The sequence below is a fragment of the Spirosoma luteum DSM 19990 genome, from assembly GCF_000374065.1.
In the GTDB taxonomy this organism is placed as follows: Bacteria; Bacteroidota; Bacteroidia; order Cytophagales; family Spirosomataceae; genus Spirosoma; species Spirosoma luteum.
Genome location: NZ_KB893245.1, coordinates 745,750 through 767,109, shown reverse-complemented (window position 1 = coordinate 767,109; position 21,360 = coordinate 745,750). Strand labels below are relative to the sequence as shown.

19 protein-coding genes are annotated in these 21,360 nt (G+C 50.7%); 10 read left to right on the top strand and 9 right to left on the bottom strand.

Features of this window, described 5'->3' with window-relative positions:
• Positions 1–41 precede the first annotated feature (41 nt).
• The 3 genes from uxuA to B156_RS0103150 form a co-directional block, all read right to left on the bottom strand.
• The gene (uxuA, locus tag B156_RS0103160; protein ID WP_026260564.1) at positions 42–1,277 is read right to left on the bottom strand and encodes a mannonate dehydratase; all 1,236 of its coding nucleotides are present in this window, start codon (positions 1,275–1,277) and stop codon (positions 42–44) included.
• A gap of 138 nt (positions 1,278–1,415) precedes the next feature.
• Complete coding sequence (locus tag B156_RS0103155) at positions 1,416–2,858, bottom strand: alpha/beta hydrolase family protein (RefSeq protein ID WP_018618177.1); 1,443 nt, start codon at positions 2,856–2,858, stop codon at positions 1,416–1,418.
• A 3-nt stretch (positions 2,859–2,861) separates the two neighbouring features.
• On the bottom strand, positions 2,862–4,229 hold the full coding sequence (locus tag B156_RS0103150) for an MFS transporter (RefSeq protein ID WP_018618176.1): 1,368 nt from the start codon (positions 4,227–4,229) through the stop codon (positions 2,862–2,864).
• Between the two features lie 381 nt (positions 4,230–4,610).
• Here B156_RS0103150 and B156_RS0103145 point away from each other — a divergent pair, with 381 nt between their 5' ends.
• Both B156_RS0103145 and B156_RS0103140 read left to right on the top strand, forming a co-directional pair.
• Positions 4,611–7,133 carry a glutaminase family protein gene (locus B156_RS0103145; RefSeq protein ID WP_018618175.1) on the top strand — a complete coding sequence of 841 codons (2,523 nt, stop codon included), beginning with the start codon at positions 4,611–4,613 and terminating at the stop codon, positions 7,131–7,133.
• Between the two features lie 5 nt (positions 7,134–7,138).
• Positions 7,139–9,088, top strand: coding sequence for a glycoside hydrolase family 2 protein (locus tag B156_RS0103140; RefSeq protein WP_245563676.1), 1,950 nt, complete (start codon positions 7,139–7,141; stop codon positions 9,086–9,088).
• Positions 9,089–9,403: 315 nt separating this feature from the next.
• On the opposite strand, the gene B156_RS0103135 is transcribed toward B156_RS0103140, so the two are convergent.
• Positions 9,404–9,730 carry a HesB/IscA family protein gene (locus tag B156_RS0103135; RefSeq protein ID WP_018618173.1) on the bottom strand — a complete coding sequence of 109 codons (327 nt, stop codon included), beginning with the start codon at positions 9,728–9,730 and terminating at the stop codon, positions 9,404–9,406.
• A gap of 80 nt (positions 9,731–9,810) precedes the next feature.
• Here B156_RS0103135 and mce point away from each other — a divergent pair, with 80 nt between their 5' ends.
• From mce to B156_RS0103105, 6 genes are all read left to right on the top strand, one after another.
• Entirely contained in the window at positions 9,811–10,263 is a 453-nt protein-coding gene (gene mce / locus B156_RS0103130; RefSeq protein WP_018618172.1) for a methylmalonyl-CoA epimerase, read from the top strand.
• A gap of 6 nt (positions 10,264–10,269) precedes the next feature.
• Complete coding sequence (locus B156_RS0103125; protein WP_018618171.1) at positions 10,270–11,943, top strand: M1 family metallopeptidase; 1,674 nt, start codon at positions 10,270–10,272, stop codon at positions 11,941–11,943.
• Between the two features lie 120 nt (positions 11,944–12,063).
• Positions 12,064–13,185 (top strand): AAA family ATPase, encoded by a 1,122-nt coding sequence (locus B156_RS0103120; RefSeq protein WP_018618170.1) that lies wholly within the window; start codon positions 12,064–12,066, stop codon positions 13,183–13,185.
• Complete coding sequence (locus B156_RS0103115; protein ID WP_018618169.1) at positions 13,182–13,805, top strand: hypothetical protein; 624 nt, start codon at positions 13,182–13,184, stop codon at positions 13,803–13,805. The genes B156_RS0103120 and B156_RS0103115 overlap by 4 nt, the downstream gene beginning before the upstream one ends.
• On the top strand, positions 13,802–15,178 hold the full coding sequence (locus B156_RS0103110; protein WP_018618168.1) for a cystathionine beta-synthase: 1,377 nt from the start codon (positions 13,802–13,804) through the stop codon (positions 15,176–15,178). The genes B156_RS0103115 and B156_RS0103110 overlap by 4 nt, the downstream gene beginning before the upstream one ends.
• Positions 15,179–15,245: 67 nt before the next feature.
• Complete coding sequence (locus B156_RS0103105; protein WP_018618167.1) at positions 15,246–15,851, top strand: PDDEXK family nuclease; 606 nt, start codon at positions 15,246–15,248, stop codon at positions 15,849–15,851.
• A 70-nt stretch (positions 15,852–15,921) separates the two neighbouring features.
• Here the strand turns inward: B156_RS0103105 and rsgA are convergent, their stop codons facing one another.
• Positions 15,922–16,851, bottom strand: coding sequence for a ribosome small subunit-dependent GTPase A (gene rsgA / locus B156_RS0103100; RefSeq protein ID WP_018618166.1), 930 nt, complete (start codon positions 16,849–16,851; stop codon positions 15,922–15,924).
• A gap of 69 nt (positions 16,852–16,920) precedes the next feature.
• Complete coding sequence (locus B156_RS0103095) at positions 16,921–18,171, bottom strand: 3-deoxy-D-manno-octulosonic acid transferase (RefSeq protein ID WP_018618165.1); 1,251 nt, start codon at positions 18,169–18,171, stop codon at positions 16,921–16,923.
• A gap of 59 nt (positions 18,172–18,230) precedes the next feature.
• Between B156_RS0103095 and B156_RS0103090 the strand changes: the two genes are divergently transcribed.
• Positions 18,231–18,539: a hypothetical protein gene (locus tag B156_RS0103090; protein WP_018618164.1), complete on the top strand. Its 309-nt coding sequence runs from the start codon at positions 18,231–18,233 to the stop codon at positions 18,537–18,539.
• 61 nt (positions 18,540–18,600) lie between these two features.
• Positions 18,601–18,930, top strand: a complete 330-nt coding sequence (gene ytxJ / locus B156_RS0103085; protein WP_018618163.1) for a bacillithiol system redox-active protein YtxJ — start codon at positions 18,601–18,603, stop codon at positions 18,928–18,930.
• Positions 18,931–19,032: 102 nt separating this feature from the next.
• Here ytxJ and folB read toward each other — a convergent pair whose 3' ends face one another.
• The 3 genes from folB to B156_RS0103070 form a co-directional block, all read right to left on the bottom strand.
• Positions 19,033–19,383, bottom strand: coding sequence for a dihydroneopterin aldolase (gene folB / locus B156_RS0103080; RefSeq protein WP_018618162.1), 351 nt, complete (start codon positions 19,381–19,383; stop codon positions 19,033–19,035).
• A 31-nt stretch (positions 19,384–19,414) separates the two neighbouring features.
• Positions 19,415–20,338, bottom strand: a complete 924-nt coding sequence (locus B156_RS0103075) for a DivIVA domain-containing protein (protein WP_018618161.1) — start codon at positions 20,336–20,338, stop codon at positions 19,415–19,417.
• Between the two features lie 119 nt (positions 20,339–20,457).
• Positions 20,458–21,354 carry a WD40 repeat domain-containing protein gene (locus B156_RS0103070; protein ID WP_026260563.1) on the bottom strand — a complete coding sequence of 299 codons (897 nt, stop codon included), beginning with the start codon at positions 21,352–21,354 and terminating at the stop codon, positions 20,458–20,460.
• Between the last annotated feature and the right edge of the window lie 6 nt (positions 21,355–21,360).

Genomic DNA, 21,360 nt, shown 5'->3' with positions numbered 1-21,360 from the left:
AATTGTTAACACATAAGAAGCACTAAAGGCGACTATACTCGTTAAACGCCCGCCTTCATCTCAGCTATACTGCGCGTAATGCCCAGTTCCAGTCCCCGAAGTTCAGCCAGACCGCGCAATCGGCCAATAGCTGAATAACCGGGATAGGTCTTTTTAGTCAGGTCATCCAGCATTTGATGGCCGTGGTCCGGGCGCATGGGAATAGCGGTTTCGCCAACACCCGCCTGTTCGCGTCGTTTCTGTTCGAGTACAATCGCTTTAACCACTGCATACATATCCACATCACCCGCCAGATGGTCTGCTTCGTGGAAATTTCGAGGCTGGCCGGCCGGTCCGTCGGATTCCCGCTTCGTGGTACGGAGGTGAATGAAATGGATGCGCTCGCCAAACCGCTGAACCATGCCGGGCAAGTCGTTATCGGGCCGAATCCCCAGTGAACCCGTGCAGAAAGTGATACCATTAGCCACTACATCACTGGCCGCCATTAACTGGGCCAGATCGGCTTCGGTACTGACCACGCGGGGGAGACCCAGCAACGAACGCGGGGGGTCGTCCGGGTGGATACACAACCTGACCCCTACCTCCTGCGCTACGGGCGCTACCTGTTGAATAAAAAAGTACAGATTTTGCCGGAGTTCAGCATCGCCAATGGTGGCATACTCGTTCAGCAAGCCCTGAAACGTATCGAGAGTAAAGGCTTCCTCAGAACCGGGTAAGCCAAGCAAAACGATGTTCGCTAATTCGGCAATCTGTCCGGCTGATAGCGTCGTGAATTTCTGGCGGGCCGATTCGATGATTTCGGGTTCGTAGTCCGATTCGGCACCGGGTCGCTTCAGGATACATAAGTCGAAGATGGCGAAGTCTTCCCACACAAACCGAAGGGCGCGGGAGCCATCCGGCATCTCGTAATTGAGGTTCGTGCGCGACCAGTCCAGCACCGGCATGAAGTTGTAACAAACCGTGTTGATACCACAGGTAGCCAGATTCCGAATGGACTGTTTGTAGGTGTCGATGTACGCTTCGCGGGTTGGCCGACCTTTCTTGATGTCTTCGTGAACAGGCAGGCTCTCTACCACTGCCCAATGTAGCGGGGTGTATCGGTCGTTATCGGCTTCGACCAGTTGTATTCTTTCTTCAATGGCTTCCACCGGCCACAACGCACCCACCGGAATCTGGTGCAGTGCCGTAACGACACCCGTGCAACCGGCCTGCCGTAGTGCCATTAACGGAACTGGGTCGTTTGGCCCGAACCAGCGCATGGTTTGTATCATTCCCATTGATTAAACGGACTATCTGTTTATAGATTTTTGTACGCTGTTGGCGCCATACATCGTGCCAACAGCGTACAAAAATACAATCCGTTTACCAGTCACCCGATACTAATGCGTTGTCTGAAGCCTTAATTTGGCCGCTGTTTATTTGAGATTAAGCTGCCGCCGGGCAAATTGCAAAAAAACAGGCCAGTCAAGCGAGTCGACATGACCGCCTTCATGGTTTCGGAAAGCAATGTCTCCCTGTATCAGTGATACATCGGGAGCGGGCATCCGGGTAGTGCCAACTCCCTTTTTACCCAACAATTCATATACGGGGCCAGCCGCAACGCAGGCAAGAAATTCACCTTTGGGGTCGGCCCAGCTATCCTGCGTACCACCGGTAATAAAAACCGGCCGGGGGGCTACAAGCGCAATCAGTTCATGGGCATCAACCGGCATTGCATCCCAGTTGCCACCGTATTTCAGGAAGTTTCCTGCCATCCAGTGGTACTCGCTGGGGCCGTTCACGTTGTCAATCGTTTCGCCAAAGTTTCGCTTTTCCAGTGAGGCCCCCATAGAACCCGAACAGCTGGAAAACACAATGGCCCAGCGCGGGTCTAACGCACCGGCCAGAAGAGCTGTTTTTCCCCAGCGCGAATGCCCCTGGATACCAATTTGTTTGGGGTTGATGGCTTTATCGGTTTCGAAATAATCGAGTACCCGGCTCAGCCCCCAGCTCCAGGCGGTCAAAACGCCCCAATCGTCGGGCTTTCGGTCCTGTCCTTTGCTCATCAGTCCGATAACGCCCTCGTGCAAACCCGCTCCGTTATCCATCTGGAGAGCACCCGTGTTCACAATAGCGACGGCCCAGCCCGCGTCAATCAGCCTTTCTACCGTAGTCATGGGAGTTGGGAATGAACCCCAAACAATAACCATCAATGGTACCGGCCCAGATGCATTTGCGGGCATGAAACGAAGCACCGGGATGACAGGGGTAGCCCGCGGGTACTGCGTATTATCTACGTAGCCCAGCAACTTTTTCTGCGTAGCTTTCCCGCCCAACACCGTGCTGTCGGCCCCCAGCGTGGAAAAAAAGACGCGGGGTGTATTAGCCGGTACTTTCCCGTAAATTTCGGTCTGATAATCGTTCAGGATTTCGGGGCGACGCTGGTTCCACCAGGTAGTGGCGTCCGGCACCGCTTGCCCATTCTTCAGTTTCAGCGGATCGGGAAGGGCATAAGCCGTTGCCGTTGCCTTCGCTTCATCGTAATTAGTCCAGTTTCCCCAGGCAGACTGCACGTAGGTAAGTCCGGCGTTATCGGCCCAATTAGTCGATCCTGCTACCGGCTGGAGTGCAGCGGGTCGGCTTGGGTCTGAGGCAGGTGGGGACAACGCAGGCTGTTTAACCCCCACTTTATCCATCATCTGCTGGCGGTTTGCCTCATAGTCAGCGCGTATTTTTTGCTGGTGAGCGACTTTCTGCTCGGCAGTCAGCCGATGAAAGTCGTCAGACTGGGCTTTGGCCGTGTAACCCGGCAGGTTCATAGCCAGAAATCCCACCCAGGCTATCGAACAGGAACCCCTCAATACCTTCCTCTTTTTCATAAATCATTTGTTTTTGGCCGCCCGGCTAAAAACAAAAATGTACAGCATTGTCCAGGCGACCAGATAAGCGAGGCCAGCAATGTAGAAGATGATGTAATATCCTTCAGACAAGTTGCCCAACAACTTATAGTGATCAAGAATCCTGCCAACTATCAACGGGAAGATCGCTCCACCCAAGGTTCCTGCCATTGTACCCAGACCAACCACCCGGCTGAGTACCGTTTTGGGGAACTGGTCGGCGGCTACGGTGAAAATATTAGCCGACCACGCCTGGTGAGCCGCTACCGCCAGCGATAATATGCCGATAACCGGCCACAGCCCATCTACCTGGCTAATTAGCATAACGGGCATAACGCAAATAGCAAATAGAGCCATTGACCATTGCCGCGCCCGGGTAGGGTGCCAGCCTTTACGGATAAGCATGGACGACAGCCAGCCTCCACCCACGCTGCCAATAGTGGCTGCCGAATAGATTACAATTAGCGGAGCACCCAGGGTTTTCAGGTCGAGGTTATAGATGTTTGACAGGTAGGTAGGCAACCAGAACAGGAAAAACCACCAGATAGGGTCGGTCATGAACTTGCCACTCATGAAGCCCCATATGGCTCTGTTACCAAAAATGGCGTATTTACGGGCTGGGGCATCATCAACCAGATTTGTGGAAGCCGCGTTGCCAGCCGTCATAGGGTCTACCGTGGGAGCTTCTGTGATATAGGCCAGTTCGGATGGGCTAACCCGCGTGTGCCGGGCTGGTACCTCGTAGTAATACCACCAGGCCGCAATCCAGAGAAATCCCAGTGCGCCGGTAATGATGAAGGCCATTTGCCACCCCCACGTAACGGCAATTATGGGTACCAGTGCCGGAGCGGCTACCGCACCGATGTTGGCCCCCGCGTTGAAAATACCAACAGCCAGTGCCCGCTCTTTCTGCGGAAACCATTCGGCCACGGTCTTGATAGAAGCCGGAAAGTTACCAGCCTCGCCAATACCCAATAAGGCACGGGCCACCATAAAACCTGCCGTACCACCCGCCAAAGCGTGGCCCATAGCGGCAAAACTCCACACGACAATAGCGCCAATGTAGCCAAGTTTAGTACCAACCCGGTCAATTATGTACCCGGCCAGCAGGGTGCTTGTACCGTAGAAAAAAGTAAAAACCGTTACGATGTTACCATAGTCCGTTTCACTCCAGTTGAACTCTTTTTCCAGTATCGGCTTGAGCAGACTGATTACCTGTCGGTCGAGGTAGTTGATCGTCGTGGCAAAAAAGAGCAGGGCCACAATTACCCAGCGGTAATTGGTTTGTCTGCTCATTGGGTCAGCCGTTGTCAGCGTGTTGCCGGTAGGTGTTGGATTCTGGTTTCCTGTCATAAACGAGTAAGGATAAATAAGCAAACGGTAGTTAAGCGCAATCAAGAAATGGTACGTATTCTTTTATTGGGTACGCGCAGGAGAGCAGGCACTTTCACGGATGGTTCCCGGGGCTACTAGTCTTCCTCTTCGTATTCCGCCGGGCAATAGATACTGTTCTCTGTCCGGCAGGCATCGGCAAAAACAGCCAATAATGGGAGAGATTTCATGGATTCAACCGCGTCAAAGAAGTTTATTAGTGGTTTGCCGAATAAGAATGGCAGCCATTTATTCTACCCGTATAAGTACGAATTAGGTTATTGATACCCTATTCGATAAGTAAAGTAAGGGGCTATTCCGGTTTATGAGGACGTAGTCTCTGTTCCCAAAACTGATTCCCTGATGCAAAAAAAGTCGCTTTATCCAGTTTTACTCACCGCCTTTTCCCTACTAATCCATGGCTTCATTCAGGCCCAGGCGTTACGCCCGCCCGCTTATCCGCTTATCACCCATGACCCTTACTTCAGCGTATGGAGCATGACTGATAAACTAACCGACTCCCCCACGCGCCACTGGACGGGCAAGCCGCAGTCGCTGGAGGGAATCATCCGGGTAGATGGCAAAGCCTATCAGTTTCTGGGTGCCGTACCCACTGCGTATAAACCCATTTTAGCTACCGGCGAAACCCAGCCCTATACCGCCCAGTACACCCTCACAAAACCAGGTGCCGGCTGGGAGAAGCCCGCCTTTAACGCTAATACATGGCAATCGGGACCGGGACCGTTCGGCGATACGCCTGATGCCAAAACGAAGTGGACCACCAGCGCGAAAGACGGCATCTACCTCCGGCGGGAGTTTACTTACGATGGCCAGGCCGACCCAACCAAACTGCTGCTTTCCCTTAATCATGACGACGATATAGTCGTTTACCTGAACGGTACCAAAATTCTGGATAAGCCCGGCTATATCAATGAATATCTCTACCTGCCCCTCTCCGCAGCCGGGCAGAAAGCCCTTCAGAAAGGTAAAAACGTACTGGCCGTTCACTGCGTGAGTCCCCGCGGGGGCTCTTTTGTGGATGTGGGTATCGTCAATCCCATTCCGTCGGCAGTTGTGGCACGGGCCACGCAAACGGACGTGATAGTATCGGCCACGCAAACCAATTACGCCTTTACGGCCGGACCGGTAAAACTAACTGTAAACTTCCTGTCGCCCCTGTTGCTTGAAGAACTGGAGATTGCGGCCCGGCCCGTTTCGTACATTACCTTCGAGGTTCAGTCGGGCGATAAAAAGCCGCATGCGGTACAGGTCTTTTTCAGTGAATCCGGTACATTGGCAACCAACACGATTGGACAGGAAGTTACAGTAACTACCGGTCAGGCCAGCGGACTGAGTTTTGAGTCGATTGGCACCGTAGCCCAGCCCATTCTGGCCAAAAAAGGGGATAATATCCGGATTGACTGGGGACAGGCGTATCTGGCTGTACCGCAAAAAGCGGGCAACCAGCTGGAATCCGGCATGGCCGATGGGCTAAAAAAATCATTCATTGCGAGTGGTACGCTACCCAAAACGGACAAAACGGCACCGGGGGCCGCTGCTCCGGGGGCCGCTGCACCCAGGGCCGCTATTGACCTCGCCCTGGCTACCGTGCTGAATTTTGGCAACGTGACAAAGTTGGCCGGTAAACACCTGCTACTCGCCTACGACGATGTGTATTCCGTGCAATACTTTGGCAAGAATCTGAGACCCTGGTGGAATCGGGACGGTAAATTGACCATGCCGATATTGTTGCAAACGGCAGAGAAAGAGTACGATCAATTGCAGAAGAAATGTAATGACTTCGATGCCCGTCTTCGGGCCGATGCCCGCAAAGCGGGTGGTAATCAGTACGCTGATTTGTGCGTGCTGGCGTACCGTCAGGCCATTGCGGCCCATAAAATTGTGGCCAGCCCCAAAGGTGAACTGTTTTTTTTCTCGAAAGAAAATTTTTCCAACGGATCCATCGGAACGGTGGATATTACGTACCCCTCCGCCCCCCTGTTTTTGCTCTACAACAACGAACTGACCAAAGGACTGCTCCGGTTTATCTTCGAATACAGTGAATCGGGAAAGTGGAAAAAGGATTTTCCGGCGCACGATGTAGGCACCTATCCACTAGCCAACGGACAAACCTACGGGGAGGATATGCCTGTAGAAGAAGCCGGAAACATGATGATTATAACGGCCGCATCGGCACAGCGGGATGGTAACGTCGACTTTGCCAAAGAACATTGGCCCACACTCACCAAATGGGTTGGGTTCCTCAAGCGTGATGGCTTCGACCCCGCCAATCAGCTTTGCACCGACGATTTTGCCGGACACCTGGCCCGCAACGCTAACCTCTCCGCTAAAGCCATCATGGGTATTGCCTGTTATGGTCAGATGGCCGGGATGATGGGCGACAAGAAAACGGCCAACGAGCATATGGCCCTAGCCCGTGACCTGGCGAAGAAATGGATGCAGATGGACTCAGAAGGCGACCATTACGCGCTGACGTTTAATAAAGTACCCGGCAGCTGGAGCCAGAAATATAACATTGTGTGGGACAAGCTACTAGGGTTGGATATCTTCCCTAAAGAAGTGGCGCAGAAAGAAATCGACTTCTACCTGACCAAACAGAAGCCATATGGATTACCGCTGGACAGCCGCAAAACATACACCAAATCGGACTGGATTATGTGGACCGCCACGCTGGCAAAATCGGACAAAGACTTCCAAAAGTTTGTGGCACCCATCTGGAAATATGCCAACGAAACGCCCACTCGTGTTCCCCTCAGCGACTGGCATGAAACAACCAACGCCAAACAGGTCGGTTTTCAGGCCCGGTCGGTAGTGGGTGGGTATTTCATCAAAATGCTGGAAGGCAAACTGGATAAGGGAAAGTAAGACTAATGAGAAACATGATATATAAAGCAAGACAAAAAACGGGGTTGGTTCGCCATCTGTTCCTGTTCGTTTCACTAGCTAGTACCAGCGCTGTTGTCGCCCAGCCACCACCCGTTAACCAACCCCGGCCTGCGCCCATTATGAGCCGCTGGGAGAAACAGGTAACCGCCGACAATGCCTGGCGGGAGTATCCAAGGCCTCAGATGGCACGCCAGCAGTGGCAAAACCTGAATGGGATGTGGGATTATGCCATAACGTCTAAAACGGCTCCCGCCCCTACCACGTATCAGGGGCAGATTCTGGTACCCTTCGCCGTTGAATCAACCCTGTCTAAAGTGACAAAATCCCTCACTGCCGACCAGCGACTTTGGTACAGAAAAGCAATAAGCATACCGAAAGAATGGGGTGGGCAACGGGTACTAGTTCATTTCGGGGCCGTGGATTATGAATGCAACCTGTGGGTAAATGGGGGGCTGGCCGGTTCGCATACCGGAGGCTCGGATTCATTCAGTTTCGACGTAACCGACTTCCTCAAAGAGGGAAAAAACGAACTGGTGCTGGGCGTATTGGACCCCACATCATCCGGGGAGCAGCCACGGGGTAAGCAGTTGATGAACCCGCAGAGTATCTGGTACACCCCGGTATCGGGCATCTGGCAAACGGTCTGGCTGGAACCGGTACCCAGGCAAACCTATATTGAAGAAGTCCGACTGACCCCCGAACTGGATTCCGGCCGGGTTCGGGTGGAAGCCCTGTTGGATAAACCGGCCAACAATTACACAACGGCCATCCGAATAACGGCGCTGGATGGTAGCCAGACAGTAGCTACAACCCTCGTTCGGGCGGGCCGAACGGCCTATCTTCCCATAAGCAACCCCAAACTATGGTCGCCGGATAGTCCGTTCCTGTATAATTACAAAGTAGAACTGGTTACCATAACGGACCCTTTCGGCGATACGCCCCGGAACAGACGGCCCCGGCAGGACGAAGCCCTCCGGACGGCCTACGCCAACGCTACCGTGACGGGTACGCCCCTCGATGCTGTAACGGGCTACTTCGCCATGCGCAAAATTTCTGTAGGGCCGGGTCCGGTTCCCAACCAGCCGGTATTACTGTTAAATAACAAATTCGTGTTTCAGAATGGCCCGCTCGACCAGGGCTGGTGGCCAGCCGGATTGCTCACGCCCCCGTCGGAAGAAGGGATGGCCTTTGAAATCGACTTCCTCAAAAAGTCGGGGTTCAATATGCTCCGCAAGCACATAAAAGTGGAACCGGAGCGGTACTATTACCTCTGCGATAAAATGGGCATCCTGGTCTGGCAGGATATGCCGTCGGGTTTCCTGGAAGGACAAAACGAATCCCCCGGCGACCAATCGGAACCCATTCGCCGGTCGAAGGGGAAAGAGCAGTTTGAGCTGGAACTGCGCCGGATGATGAACCGACTGCACAATCACCCCAGCATTGTTACCTGGGTAGTGCATAACGAGGGCTGGGGGCAGTACGACAACGAGCGGCTGGCAGCCTGGGTAAAAGCACTCGACCCAAGCCGGACGGTTAACGCAGCCAGTGGCTGGAACGACCGGAACGCGGGCGATTTTTACGACATTCACACGTATCAGGAGGAACCCAACGCACCCGAACCCAAAAAGGACCGGGTTGTGGTTATCGGTGAGTTTGGTGGCATCGGCTGGCCCATTGAGGGGCATCTCTGGAATCCGGCCATGCGAAACTGGGGCTATCAGACGTACCACTCGGCCGACACGGTGCTGGCTGCCTACAAAAAGAAATACGCCAAAATAGTGGATTACTACCAGAAGCAGGCACTCTCGGCGGCTGTGTACACCCAAACAACCGACGTAGAAGGGGAAGTAAACGGGTTACTCACCTACGACAGAGAGGTCATTAAAATCCCCATCGAAACCCTGCGGCAAATCCACGCGCCGTTGTTCAAGTAACTAGACCAATTCTGTTTTTCAGCTTTTAAAGCCATTCTGCCGAATTTTAAAAGAGGGGCCCATTTGACCATTCTCTTCCTACAGAAAAGGTTAATTTTTTGTCATTTCGACGCAGGAGAAATCTCTACATTGCCTATTGTTCAAGCTTGAGATTTCTCCTGCGTCGAAATGACAAAAAATCGATTCATTCTTGTTTTGTGTAGAAAAGTAAAACTGCATCAGCAGAAAAAACAAGAAGGCCAATCCCTCGCAGGATTGGCCTTCTCTCTATAAACCAGTTTAATCTCGAAAATATTGTCGGGGCAACCCGCGCGGTTAGACGGCGAAACTCTCTCCGCAGCCGCAGGTACGGCTGGCGTTGGGGTTTTTGAACTGGAACCCTTTACCATTCAGCCCGTCCGAGAAATCAAGTTCAGTACCGGCCAGATAGAGCAGACTTTTGCGGTCTACCAGAATTTTGATGCCTTTATCTTCAACTACATGATCTGTCGGCTGTTGCGTCGCGTCGAATTGCAGGTCGTACATCAGGCCCGAGCAACCGCCCCCCTGCACCGCTACCCGAATGGCGTAATCTGCGGCCAAACCATCTTTGGTACGTAGTTCAACAATCTTATTTTTGGCAATTTCCGAAACCGTAACCATAGTCGTAATTAAGTCAATTTTGACGCATATCAATGCTTTCTCTATAACTTTCGGCCGAAAGGAAAAGTTCTTTTGTACCCATGCTTACCAACGTCGAACACATTGGCATTGCCGTCCGGGACCTGACCGCATCAAATGCCCTGTTTACAAGCCTGCTGAATGTAGCTCCCTACAAATCCGAGGCCGTCGAGGCCGAGGGTGTTATGACATCGTTTTTCCGGTTGAATCCCGGTCCCGGCCGCTCCGGCGTACCGGGGCAACCCCAGGAAGGGCAGACGAAAGTCGAACTGCTCGAAGCGACGAATCCAGATAGCCCCATCGCCAGATTTTTGGAGAAAAAAGGAGAAGGGATTCACCATATTGCTTTTGCCGTCGACGACATTGAAGCCGAAATGGAACGGCTAAAAAACGAGGGTTTTACGTTACTGAATGACACGCCCAAACGTGGGGCCGACAATAAATTAGTGTGTTTCCTCCATCCCAAAACAACCAACGGTGTCCTGATTGAACTGTGTCAGGAAATTAAGGAATAACCCAGCATGAATAATAAACAATGTTCTTTGGTTGCCCTGTGTGTTTTCATCGCCACCGTTACTCAGGCGCAGGTAGCCAGCCGGGCGGCTCTGTACACGCAGCCCGGTGTCGATGTGCAGCACTACGCCTTTTCTCTAAGGCTCAGTGATTCAACCAATCAGATCAAGGGGGAGACTGCTATCCGCTTCACCCGCGCCGACGACCGACAAACCGTCTGGTTCGATTTAATTAGCAACAAAGCCGATTCGGCACAGGCGGATGACGGGGCTACCGGTATGCGGGTACGCGCCGTAACTCTCCCCGATGGAAAGGCCATACCGTTCAGTCAGCGCAACGACCGGGTATTTATCAACCTCCCCCCGGCCCCTAATCAGCTAAGTGAGGTGGTGATTCGCTACGAAGGAACGCCCGCACGGGGTTTGATTATCAGTCAGAATAAGTTTGGCGAACGCACTTTCTTCGGTGATAACTGGCCTAATAACGCCCGAAATTACCTGCCGGTTGTCGACCATCCGTCTGATAAGGCAACCTGCTCATTTACGGTCAATGCCCCGGCTACGTACCGGGTTATTTCTAACGGTAAGTTCCTGAACGAAACCAGTTTACCCAATGGGCGAAAACTGACGCGTTGGGATGAGAAAATACCCATCCCAACGAAGGTAATGGTGATTGGCGCGGCAAAGTTTGCCGTTGATGAGGTGGGTTCGGTCAATGGTATACCCGTGCAAAGCTGGCTTTACCCACGTGATAGTCAGAAGGGTTTTGTCGATTACCGCCCGGCGAAAGAGATTCTGCAATACTTCATCGACAAAATTGGTCCTTATTCATACGAGAAACTGGCCAATGTGGAGTCCACGACCATTTTCGGTGGAATGGAGAATGCCAGTTGCATTTTCTACAATGAGAAAGTTATTGTCGGACATAAGGACTCCGATGTGGAAGCACTGCTGGCCCACGAAATTGCGCACCAGTGGTTTGGCAATTCGGCTACCGAAACCGACTGGTCGCAGCTTTGGCTGAGCGAGGGGTTCGCCACCTATTTCTCCGCTCTCTACCTCGAGCACGCCTACGGAAAAGACACACTCAACGCGGTGCTGAACCAGAACAGGAACCAGATTTACCGGTACACGGCGCTCAAACCGAAGGGCACTATTGTTGATTCCACTACCGCGAATCTGATGGACTTACTAAACCCGAATTCTTACCAAAAAGGCGGTTGGGTGCTGCACATGCTCCGTAACGAACTCGGCGACGATGCCTTTTGGAAAGGCATCCGGGCCTATTACGCTAAATACCGTAATGCCAACGCCCAAACAGCCGATTTACAGGCCATCATGGAAAGTGTTTCGGGCAAAAAGCTAGGATCGTTTTTTCAGCAATGGCTCTACCAGCCCGGCTACCCCGAAGTGGTTTGGGGAACGAGTTACGACGCAGCCAAAAAAGCGTTGGTGATCGATGTACGGCAGGCGCAGCGCACCGGTGCCTCCTTTACCATCCCACTTACGTTCAGCATCCGGGGCGACGGACCTGGTCCCGGCCGCGAACTTTCCCGCACCGCACCCCAGCTAATGACCCAGCTAAGCCAAACGTTCACAATACCAATGGCCACAAAGCCGGCATCCGTCATGATTGACCCGGATAATGTGGTCCTGATGCGGGCCGTACAAATGGGGAAGTAGGCCCGACTCGGAGCTTCCGCCAATCGTGTTCCGTCAGCGGGCGAATTAATTCGCCCGCTGACGGAACCAACGGGTCGAACCGATTATAAATCCGTAAATTGCTGGTAACTACCGACCATTATGCTCAAGCGCGTTTCCATCCAGAACTTCAAGAGCCTGAAAGACGTCACGCTCGACCTGCAAAAAGTCAACCTGCTCATCGGCCCGAACAACTCGGGTAAAACAAATTTTCTGAAGGCGTTGGAGTTTATTGGCCCCAATAGAAGAGGAAAGTATGAGATTAACCAAGTTACATTTGATAAAGATTTACATAATAAGATCAGAGTCAAACTACTATGGCCATCAGATAGAGAAGGCTACACCAATAAGGGCATCGAATTTTACTTAGATGCAGGGGAAGTAAACAACCAGAAAGGATATTTCGGAAATAAACAGGCAGAGGAAGTAAGGGGTCATAAAACCCAGTTTCAAGATTTTTTCCCTGACTTTAACATAGAGTTACCCACTTCGATATTAGAATTGGAAAGGACAAAAATATATAAACCGGATCCCAACAAGCTTACTCAACCAGGTCCGGTAGGTACGGGTGCAGAAACTGTCAATGCAGACGCATCGAACTTGGTCGGCTTTTTAGACTTGATGCTGGGAAAGTACAGAAGACCTGTTTTCAATCGGACGGAGAAGGATTTGCAGACCTGCATACCCGAATTTGATGAGATTAACCTGGAGGATGCACCACCCACAGACGAGCTCAAGAAGCAATTTGGGGACAAGTCATTCAAAAAAATAGGCTTAACGAATAGCAAACAAGGGATAACTTATTGGGCTGACGAGCTCTCCGAAGGTACCCTCTATTTCCTCGCTCTGCTCTGCATCATAAACCAACCAAACCCACCCAAACTTCTATTGCTTGAGGAGCCGGAAAAGGGAATTCATCCACGCCGGATTTGGCAAGTGATGAAATTCATTTTTCAATTGGCAGAGGAAAAAGATATTCAAATTATTCTTACCACTCATAATGAGCACGTAATCAACGCCTTTTCTTCAATACCTGAATCCGTGTTTGTATTTGATAAGGATGAGGAAGGGGGAACATATGTCCAAAACCTTCAGAAAGATATTATTGAGCCGACGGACAAGAAAAGTGAGGAGTTAGGATTAGATAAGATTGACCTTACGTCCAACTTGGGTGAAAACTGGCTTTATGGCTTAATCGGAGGTGTGCCAGCAGACGAATTATGAAAAAGCGGCTGGATTACACACTAATTGCTGAGGGATATGCGGAATACGCGTTTGTACCAACCTATTTGAAATTAGTGGCTGACCAGTCTGGTATTCAAGCTGTACGCAGCAAACTAGGCTTTAAAGGCAGGGATGCAGGTAAATCAAAAGTGTTGCAAGAAGCCGACCCCATTTCTACTGTTGCAATTCTGCAAAACCATCAATTGATTATAGTAGGAATCGATTTGGACGGTGCAGACCATGAAGTTGAACAACCAAGGCACACCGCAGAGTGCCAAACGATAGTGGCTGCTTTAGGCAAGAACTATAAAATTTATCCAGATCGATTTGTATACTTTGTTACGGTTCAGGCCATTGAGCAATGGTTGGCTTATCAAGCACACAAAGTCGGTTTAGCCCAAAAATTTCCAGTAAACAGCCTTGAAAGTAAGCAGCAGTCCGAATTGAAGAAAATACTGTATGGTCAGAAAGATAACGGTTTCACAATGGATCGTGTAGCGGAAAACATAGCCTCATCTGCCGATTTCGAAGAGCTCTCCAGGCAGTCCCGAAGTTTCAAACACTTCCATCATCAGGTCGTTGAGTTTTTAACGCAGTACAACAAAACAACAGAACCATGAACTATCATAACTCCATCATCGACACCATTGGCAACACGCCCCTGGTGAAACTGAATAAGGTGACGAAGGGTATTCCGGGTACCATTCTGGCGAAAGTCGAGTATTTCAACCCCGGCAACTCCGTCAAAGACCGCATTGCTGTCAGCATGATTGCCGATGCCGAAGCGCGGGGCGTGTTAAAACCCGGCGGCACCATCATTGAAGGCACCAGCGGAAACACCGGAATGGGCCTAGCTTTGGCCGCCATTGGCAAAGGGTACAAGTGCATTTTTACGATGGCTGATAAGCAGTCGCAGGAGAAGATTGATATTCTGCGGGCGGTGGGTGCCGAAGTGGTCGTTTGCCCTACCAACGTCGCCCCCGACGATCCCCGCTCGTATTATTCGGTAGCGAAGAAACTCAACCGCGACATTCCGAATTCGCTGTATCCCAATCAATATGATAACACGGCTAATACGGCGGCCCACTATGAAACCACCGGCCCTGAAATATGGCGGGACACCGACGGAAAAATCACCCATTTTGCGGCTGGAGTAGGCACGGGCGGCACCATTAGCGGCACCAGCAAATTCCTGAAAGAGCAGAACCCGGCTATTGTTACCATTGGGCTGGACACCTACGGCTCGGTATTCAAAAAATATAAGGAAACCGGCATTTTCGATGAGGGGGAAATCTACCCGTACTTAACCGAAGGCATCGGCGAAGACATTTTGCCCCAGAATGTTGACTTCAGCGTCATTGACCTGTTTGAGAAAGTAACCGACAAAGATGCGGCCATCATGACCCGTCGGCTGGCCCGCGAAGAAGGGCTATTTGTGGGCTGGTCGTGCGGTACCGCCGTGCATGGAGCGCTGGAATGGGCCAGAGAACACATGAAAGAAAGTGACGTGCTGGTCATTCTACTACCCGACCACGGCACGCGTTACCTCGGTAAGATTTACAACGATACCTGGATGAAAGACCACGGTTTTCTGGAAGACCGTGCTTTCAAAACCGCCCGCGACATTATCCACCATAAAAACGGAACATCGCAACTAACCACCATCGGGTCCGGCGTTTCAGTAAGTCAGGCGATTCAGGTGTTAAACCGCTATGGTATTTCGCAAATTCCGGTGACCGACGAGAGTGGTCACATTGTTGGTAGCCTAACCGACTCGACCGTCCTGAACCGTCTCATTGATGACCCCGCCGTGAAAGACCACCCGGTGAGTGAGTTAATGGATAAACCGTTTAAATTCGTTGGACTGGACAACACGATTGACGCCCTCTCCTCGCTCATCGACCGCGACAACAAAGCCCTGCTCGTCCGCGACGAACGGGAGCAGGTACACATAATCACCCAGGCCGATTTACTGGCCGCCATGACGAACTGATTGAGTTCAGAGCCGTTGTGCATTGCGATTTTACTGTTGTATATTACATCAAACGATAAACAAGGCTATGGTAACAGATGCATCAACTCCGGAACTGGCAGCCCCACAGCAGATACCCTCCTATCTGGTTTATGAAACCCTCAACGGGCGGCCCCTATATCGTAAGGGCTACAAAGACGTATTGGCCAAACGAAAAACACCGGGCGAAATCTTGGGTTGCAGCGACTTACAGGCTATTATAGTGTCCGCTTTACATGGTTACATCTACAATGAGGTCAATCGTAAGGCGTATTGGGTTGTGACCAACGAACCCGGTTTACACATTCGGTTAGGAGATAACCTGTCCAATGATATTGCCATTTACGAGAAACAGAACGTAACGATCAAAGGCAAGTTTTTCGACGTGGCCCCAAAGGTGGTAGTTGAAGTGGATATTAAGATAGACCCCGCAGAATTTCCGGCTAAAGAGATGGATTACATCTACGAAAAAACGCAGGCTATGCTTGATTTTGGTACGGAACGCGTCATTTGGATTACGACAAAATCCCGGAAAATATTTGTTGCCGCTCAGGGCGAAAACTGGCTCACACTCAATTGGGACGCCACGGTCCCTATCCTTGATGGCGTAACCCTGAATGTAGCTGATATTCTTACGGAGGAGGGCGTTTTGTAATGAATAATGTAGCCTGCCTAACAGGGCATCGGCCATTGTACATTTTTCATTCTACATTGTTCACTAAGTATCACCTTCTATTGTCCCCGCCTTCAATCATGCTAAGATAGCTCATGTATCGGCTTTCGGCGATTTCGCCTTCGGCGACGGCCTCTTTGATGGCGCAGCCCGGTTCGTTATAATGCAGGCAGTTGTTGAATCGGCACTGGTTCAGGCGGTCGCGCATTTCGGGGAAGTAATGGCTAACTTCTTCCTTGGCCGTATTCATCAGACCCAGTTCTTTTATACCCGGCGTGTCGATGATGTACGTATTGGGGGCCAGTTCAAACATTTCGGCGAAGGTAGTGGTATGAACGCCTTTGTTTGCAAACGTAGAGACTTCGTTCGTACGGAGGTTCAAGTCGGGGGCAATAGCATTAACGAGTGTCGATTTACCCACCCCCGAATGGCCCGATAACAGGGTAACTTTTTGATCAAGCAGTTGCTCGAAGGCCTCCACCCCCGCGCCTTCCGTGGCCGATGTAGAAATGCACTGGTATCCAATCCGCTCGTACAAATCCATTATTTCTTGCTGATACGCTAGTCCTTCTTCATTCAGAATATCCGATTTATTGAAGATAATGGTTGTCAGAATCCGAAACGATTCGGCTGAGACCAGAAAACGGTCAATGAAGCCAAGTGAGGTGCGGGGCATGGCCAGCGTAGCAATCAGAATTGCCTGATCGAGGTTGGCGGCAATGATATGTCCATGCGCCGTTTTATGAACCGATTGCCGGATGATGTAGTTTTCGCGGTCACTGATATCAGTGATAACCGCCGTGTTCTCAATTTCGTCCTCTACCTCAAACAACACCCGGTCTCCAACAGCAATGGGGTTAGTGACTTTAAACCCTTTAATTTTGAATTTTCCCTTTAGCCGACCCTGGTATATATGACCATCTTCGTTACGAATATCGTACCAGGAACCGGTGGAGCGAATGATTAAACCTTTGTTTTTCAAAGAGTGAAAGGGCGAAAGAGTGAAAGGGCGAAAAGACAGTGAGTGAATCGCGCATTACTTTTCGATCTTTCACTCTTTCGCCCTTTCGCTCAGCAGTAAAACTGCTATCTGCATAACCTTCGCGGTTGCACCAATGTTCCGCTGCACGTATTCCCGACTGACACGGGTTGCTTTTTCGGCGTTGTCGTATTGCTTTTTGAACAGGGCATTCAGTTCAGTTGTGTTATTGACGGGAAAAGCGGCTCCTTCATTAACCAAGTCAACAGCTTCCTGAAATTTGCTGTATTCCGGCCCAAGAAACAGCGGCATTCCGAAAGTGGCCGCTTCCAGAATGTTGTGCAACCCCTGTTTAAATGCGCCACCAATGTAGGCAAACCCGCCGTATTGGTACAGAGAAGACAACATACCGACATTGTCGATAAACAGAAAACTTGCTCCAGAAACCGCTTGCCCATTAGCTTCTGAAAAACGAACAGAAGGCTTTTTCAACTGCCTGCGCCAGTTTTCGATTTCGGCGTCGTGAATTTCGTGGGGGGCGATAATTGCTTTTAATGGCTGGTCGAAGGTATTTAAGAAAGGAATTAGCACATCCATATCCTCCGGCCAGGCACTACCCACAACCAGTAAAGGCACGGTCCCTTTGAAAGTCTGAGCCAATGGAATATCCTTCCGGGCGGCTGCACCCTGAACTACCCGGTCGAAACGCGTATCACCCGCTAATGTGACTGCTGTTATTCCTATACTTTTCAGCAAATTGACCGACTCCTGATTTTGTACCAGGATATGGTCAAAGTACCCTAGCATAGTCCGGTAAAAGGTACCGTAGGGTTTGAAGAACAGTTGGTTTGGACGGAAGATGGCGGAGAACGAAACGACCGGAACCTGCGCGGCCTTTAATTCGCGCAGGTAGTTATACCAAAATTCATACTTGACAAAAAAGGCCATTTCCGGGTTGACCAGCTGAACGAACTGCCGGGCATTATCAGGCGTATCGGCGGGCAGGTACAGGACGAAATCGGCCCCCTCGTAGTCTTTGCGAACCTCGTAGCCCGAAGGAGAAAAAAAAGTAAGCAGGATTTTGTGCGTTGGGTACTGCGCCCGAAATGCTTCCATGACGGGTCGTCCCTGCTCAAATTCGCCCAGGGAAGCCGCGTGAAACCAGGCAATGGGCCGTTGATTGGCCGTAAGCTGATACCGTAGCCTATCGGCCCAATCCTGCCTTCCGGCCACCCATTTGCGGGCTTTGGAGTTGAAGGGAGCCGCCACCCTCGCCAGGGCCTGAAAAATAAAGATACCTATGTTATAAAGTCCCGGAAACAAGCGGTTGTGCGGTTGGTTATACCAACAAAGCTACAAACACAAAGTCAAATCCCCCGTTCATGAAAGCGTACGATACCCTAACTGAAGCACTGGAAGGCCTGAAAAGAGAAGGGTACACCCAGGATTATAACCTTAAACCGGATTGCCTGCACTGCCAGCCCGACAACATCGAACTGCGCCCCGCCGACTTTGATATCGTTGATGTGTACCGATTTGAAGGCATGACCAACCCATCCGACGAATCGGTACTGTATGCTATAGAGACCAGAAATGGCCATAAGGGTGTTTTGGTCGATGCCTACGGGCCTTATTCAGAAGCGATATCGCCGGCGATGGCCGAGAAGCTGCGGTATACGCCTAAAAATTAGCGAACTTTTTGACCGTAAAACTAATTTTACGTCTACAGAATACAGCTAGCGTGTGGACACAATGAATTGGAACAAACTAACAACCGACGACCAACTTGATCTTATCAAAGAAGAATCGAACAGGAGTCCGGTTTTGATTTTTAAACACAGCACCAGTTGTTCGATCAGCCATATGGCCCTTAGCCGCATGGAACGCAACTGGAACGACCATTTAGGCGTAAAACCATACTACCTCGATTTATTGGCCTACAAACCAATATCGAACAAGATTGAAACCGTTTTTGGCGTAGAACACGAATCTCCGCAGGTATTATTGATTCGGAACGGAGAGTGCGTTTATGATGCCTCGCACATGGCCATTTCATTCGCCGGATTACAACAAGCGGTGTAGATACAGAAAACATCAGGTCGTACAATCGATAAGTGGCTGACGCATCAAATTAATTTGATGCGTCAGCCACTTATCGATTGTCTATTACTTACAACTTTCCCCTCACTCCTTCAACGTAATCTTGGCCCGGTGACAAACACCACCGATGGGCGGATTAAATTTGGATACGCTGACTTCCACAGCCTCCAGATCGGGATAACTGGTTCTTATCTCCTGAATAATTTGGTGAGCAATGTGTTCCAGCAGTCGGGCGGGTTGTTTCATCACTCCCAGCGTAATCTTATACAAATCTTCGTAGTTGACCGTAGCACTCAGGCGGTCGCGCCGGGCGGCTTCCGAAAAATCAGCCGTAACGATTATGTCGACGGAATACTTATTGCCTATTTTCTGTTCCTCATCGTAAAAACCGTGATAGGAGAAGAATTCGAGTCCTTCCAGCGCAATTGTTCCCATAGGTAGGGCGGTACGTAATTACCCCTGTTCGTTAGATCTGGTCAAAGAATGAACCGCCTTTTTTAGGCTTTACCTCCTGAGCCACCTCTTCATTGACCGGCTCAGCCGCTGGCAACGCTTCATCGACGGGAGTAAGTTCGGGCTCTGTTTGTTCCTCAACGGGCGTTTCTATGGATGTTGGCTCAGCTAGTTCCTGTTCAGCGATATGAACACTCTCCTCCAGTTTATCCATCATATCCTTGTCAAGCGGAAGCGCTTCAGGAACAGCTTCTGTCCGGTCAATCAGTTCAGGCAGATCGGTCGCGTTGCTGGTAGGCGTCTCCGGCTCCTGGGGGTCACCTGCCGGTACCTGGTTTTCTATTGCTTCGTTCTCTCTTTTTCGGTCCTCTTCAATCTGCGTAGTAACTTCATCTATCTTCCCTTTCAGATTTTGTTTGGCAAACTTCTTCTCAAACCGATCAACACTATCCACTGCATTGCTGGCTAAAGCCCGAATCTGAACGGCCAGATTTTCCTTGTATCCTTCCAACGCTTTAAAATCATGTTCCAGCGATTTTAGGTCATTGAGGATATTATCTTTCAAAAAGCGAGACTGATTTTCAGCATCTTTTACCATTAGGGCCGTGCGCTTACGGGCATCCGCCAGAATCTCATCGGCTTTTTGTTTGGCTTCATTGATATAGCCTTCACTGGCTTTGTTGGCCTGCTCCGTTATTTGTACGCTGTTGTCCTCGGCTGTTTTGAGGGTACGAAACAGCGTCATTTCAAATTCTTTCAGCTTCCCCAGCTCTTTTTCGGCTAGTTCAAGCTGCATTTTCAGCATTTTATGGTCGTTCGTTACACGCTCCCACTCCTGCGAAAGCGAAACGAGAAATGCGTCAACATCGTCTGGTTTATAGCCGCGCAACCCCTTCTCGAATGTGTGTTGCCGGATTTCTATGGGCGTAATTTTCATCGGTGCGCTTGAATTAGAGTAGTTACTATTCGTCAGATAAGGGTGAAATTAACAGCCATTCTATGGAATTTACAAAAAATAGGCCAAAAAATAGAGTATTCGTATGTAACCACGGTTTGTCAGGACAATTTCCACACCGAAATTGTCCGATCATCACTGGCAGAGAGAAGCTGACGGGGGGCCGTCCAGAGTAGCTTATTGACGGATGTACCATGCCCGGCATGACGCGCCCGATCCACCACTTTCAATAATCGAAACGTTTCGGCATCCCAGATTTTGATGGATTTGTCCATGCTGGCCGTAGCCAGCAGACTACCATCCGGACTGAACGCCAGGTGATTGATGGCAAACATATGCGCTACGATGTCCTGGTGCAGTGCATAGTTTTTTTCCACGTCCCAAATGGTAAGGTGAGCGTCGCGCCCGGCGGTGAGCAGATAGCGAAAATCGGGCGAGTAGGCAACCGTAAAAACCGAATTTGAATGCCCTGAAATAACCTGCTTGAGGGCGTATGTCAGCAAGTCAAAAATGCGGATGGTATGATCGCTGTACCCCACGGCGAACTCCCGCTCAACCGGGTTGATTGCTATACACCGCGCCGACTGGTCAGTTGCCTTCAGATGCTTCCGGGCTACTAACTGGTCAGCATCAACCACAACCACAACCCCATCCGAGAGTGCCAGAAAAGCGTCGTTTTTATAAAACTTTATGTCAAAGATGGCAGCCGACGTTAATTGAAGGGAGGACACCTCCTGTTTTTTATCGGAATCAATCAGGTGAATACCAGCGAAGTTTTGCCCAACCCATAGCAATCCACTGGTCGGGTGCATAGCCAGGGCGTACACCGATGCCGGTACCGTGGCTACCAATTCTCCCAAATCAGGCCGTTCCAGTCGCCACCGTACTACCTGTCCATCGCCCCCGGCCGAGAAAAACTGGTCCGATACAGCACTGTTTTCGAGGGTGTAAACCGGGTCGCGATGCCCGCCAAATGTGTCTATTTTTTCTACCACCACAGCATT

Bases quoted from the DNA above. Each gene is read 5' to 3' on its own strand.
- B156_RS0103105 (WP_018618167.1), top strand. From the start codon at position 15,246: ATGGTAACAGATGCATCAACTCCGGAACTGGCAGCCCCACAGCAGATA.
- uxuA (WP_026260564.1), bottom strand. From the start codon at position 1,277: ATGGGAATGATACAAACCATGCGCTGGTTCGGGCCAAACGACCCAGTT.
- B156_RS0103125 (WP_018618171.1), top strand. From the start codon at position 10,270: ATGAATAATAAACAATGTTCTTTGGTTGCCCTGTGTGTTTTCATCGCC.
- B156_RS0103115 (WP_018618169.1), top strand. From the start codon at position 13,182: ATGAAAAAGCGGCTGGATTACACACTAATTGCTGAGGGATATGCGGAA.
- B156_RS0103110 (WP_018618168.1), top strand. From the start codon at position 13,802: ATGAACTATCATAACTCCATCATCGACACCATTGGCAACACGCCCCTG.
- B156_RS0103145 (WP_018618175.1), top strand. From the start codon at position 4,611: ATGCAAAAAAAGTCGCTTTATCCAGTTTTACTCACCGCCTTTTCCCTA.
- B156_RS0103135 (WP_018618173.1), bottom strand. From the start codon at position 9,730: ATGGTTACGGTTTCGGAAATTGCCAAAAATAAGATTGTTGAACTACGT.
- B156_RS0103075 (WP_018618161.1), bottom strand. From the start codon at position 20,338: ATGAAAATTACGCCCATAGAAATCCGGCAACACACATTCGAGAAGGGG.
- folB (WP_018618162.1), bottom strand. From the start codon at position 19,383: ATGGGAACAATTGCGCTGGAAGGACTCGAATTCTTCTCCTATCACGGT.
- B156_RS0103120 (WP_018618170.1), top strand. From the start codon at position 12,064: ATGCTCAAGCGCGTTTCCATCCAGAACTTCAAGAGCCTGAAAGACGTC.
- ytxJ (WP_018618163.1), top strand. From the start codon at position 18,601: ATGAATTGGAACAAACTAACAACCGACGACCAACTTGATCTTATCAAA.
- B156_RS0103150 (WP_018618176.1), bottom strand. From the start codon at position 4,229: ATGACAGGAAACCAGAATCCAACACCTACCGGCAACACGCTGACAACG.
- B156_RS0103140 (WP_245563676.1), top strand. From the start codon at position 7,139: ATGAGAAACATGATATATAAAGCAAGACAAAAAACGGGGTTGGTTCGC.
- B156_RS0103090 (WP_018618164.1), top strand. From the start codon at position 18,231: ATGAAAGCGTACGATACCCTAACTGAAGCACTGGAAGGCCTGAAAAGA.
- B156_RS0103155 (WP_018618177.1), bottom strand. From the start codon at position 2,858: ATGAAAAAGAGGAAGGTATTGAGGGGTTCCTGTTCGATAGCCTGGGTG.
- mce (WP_018618172.1), top strand. From the start codon at position 9,811: ATGCTTACCAACGTCGAACACATTGGCATTGCCGTCCGGGACCTGACC.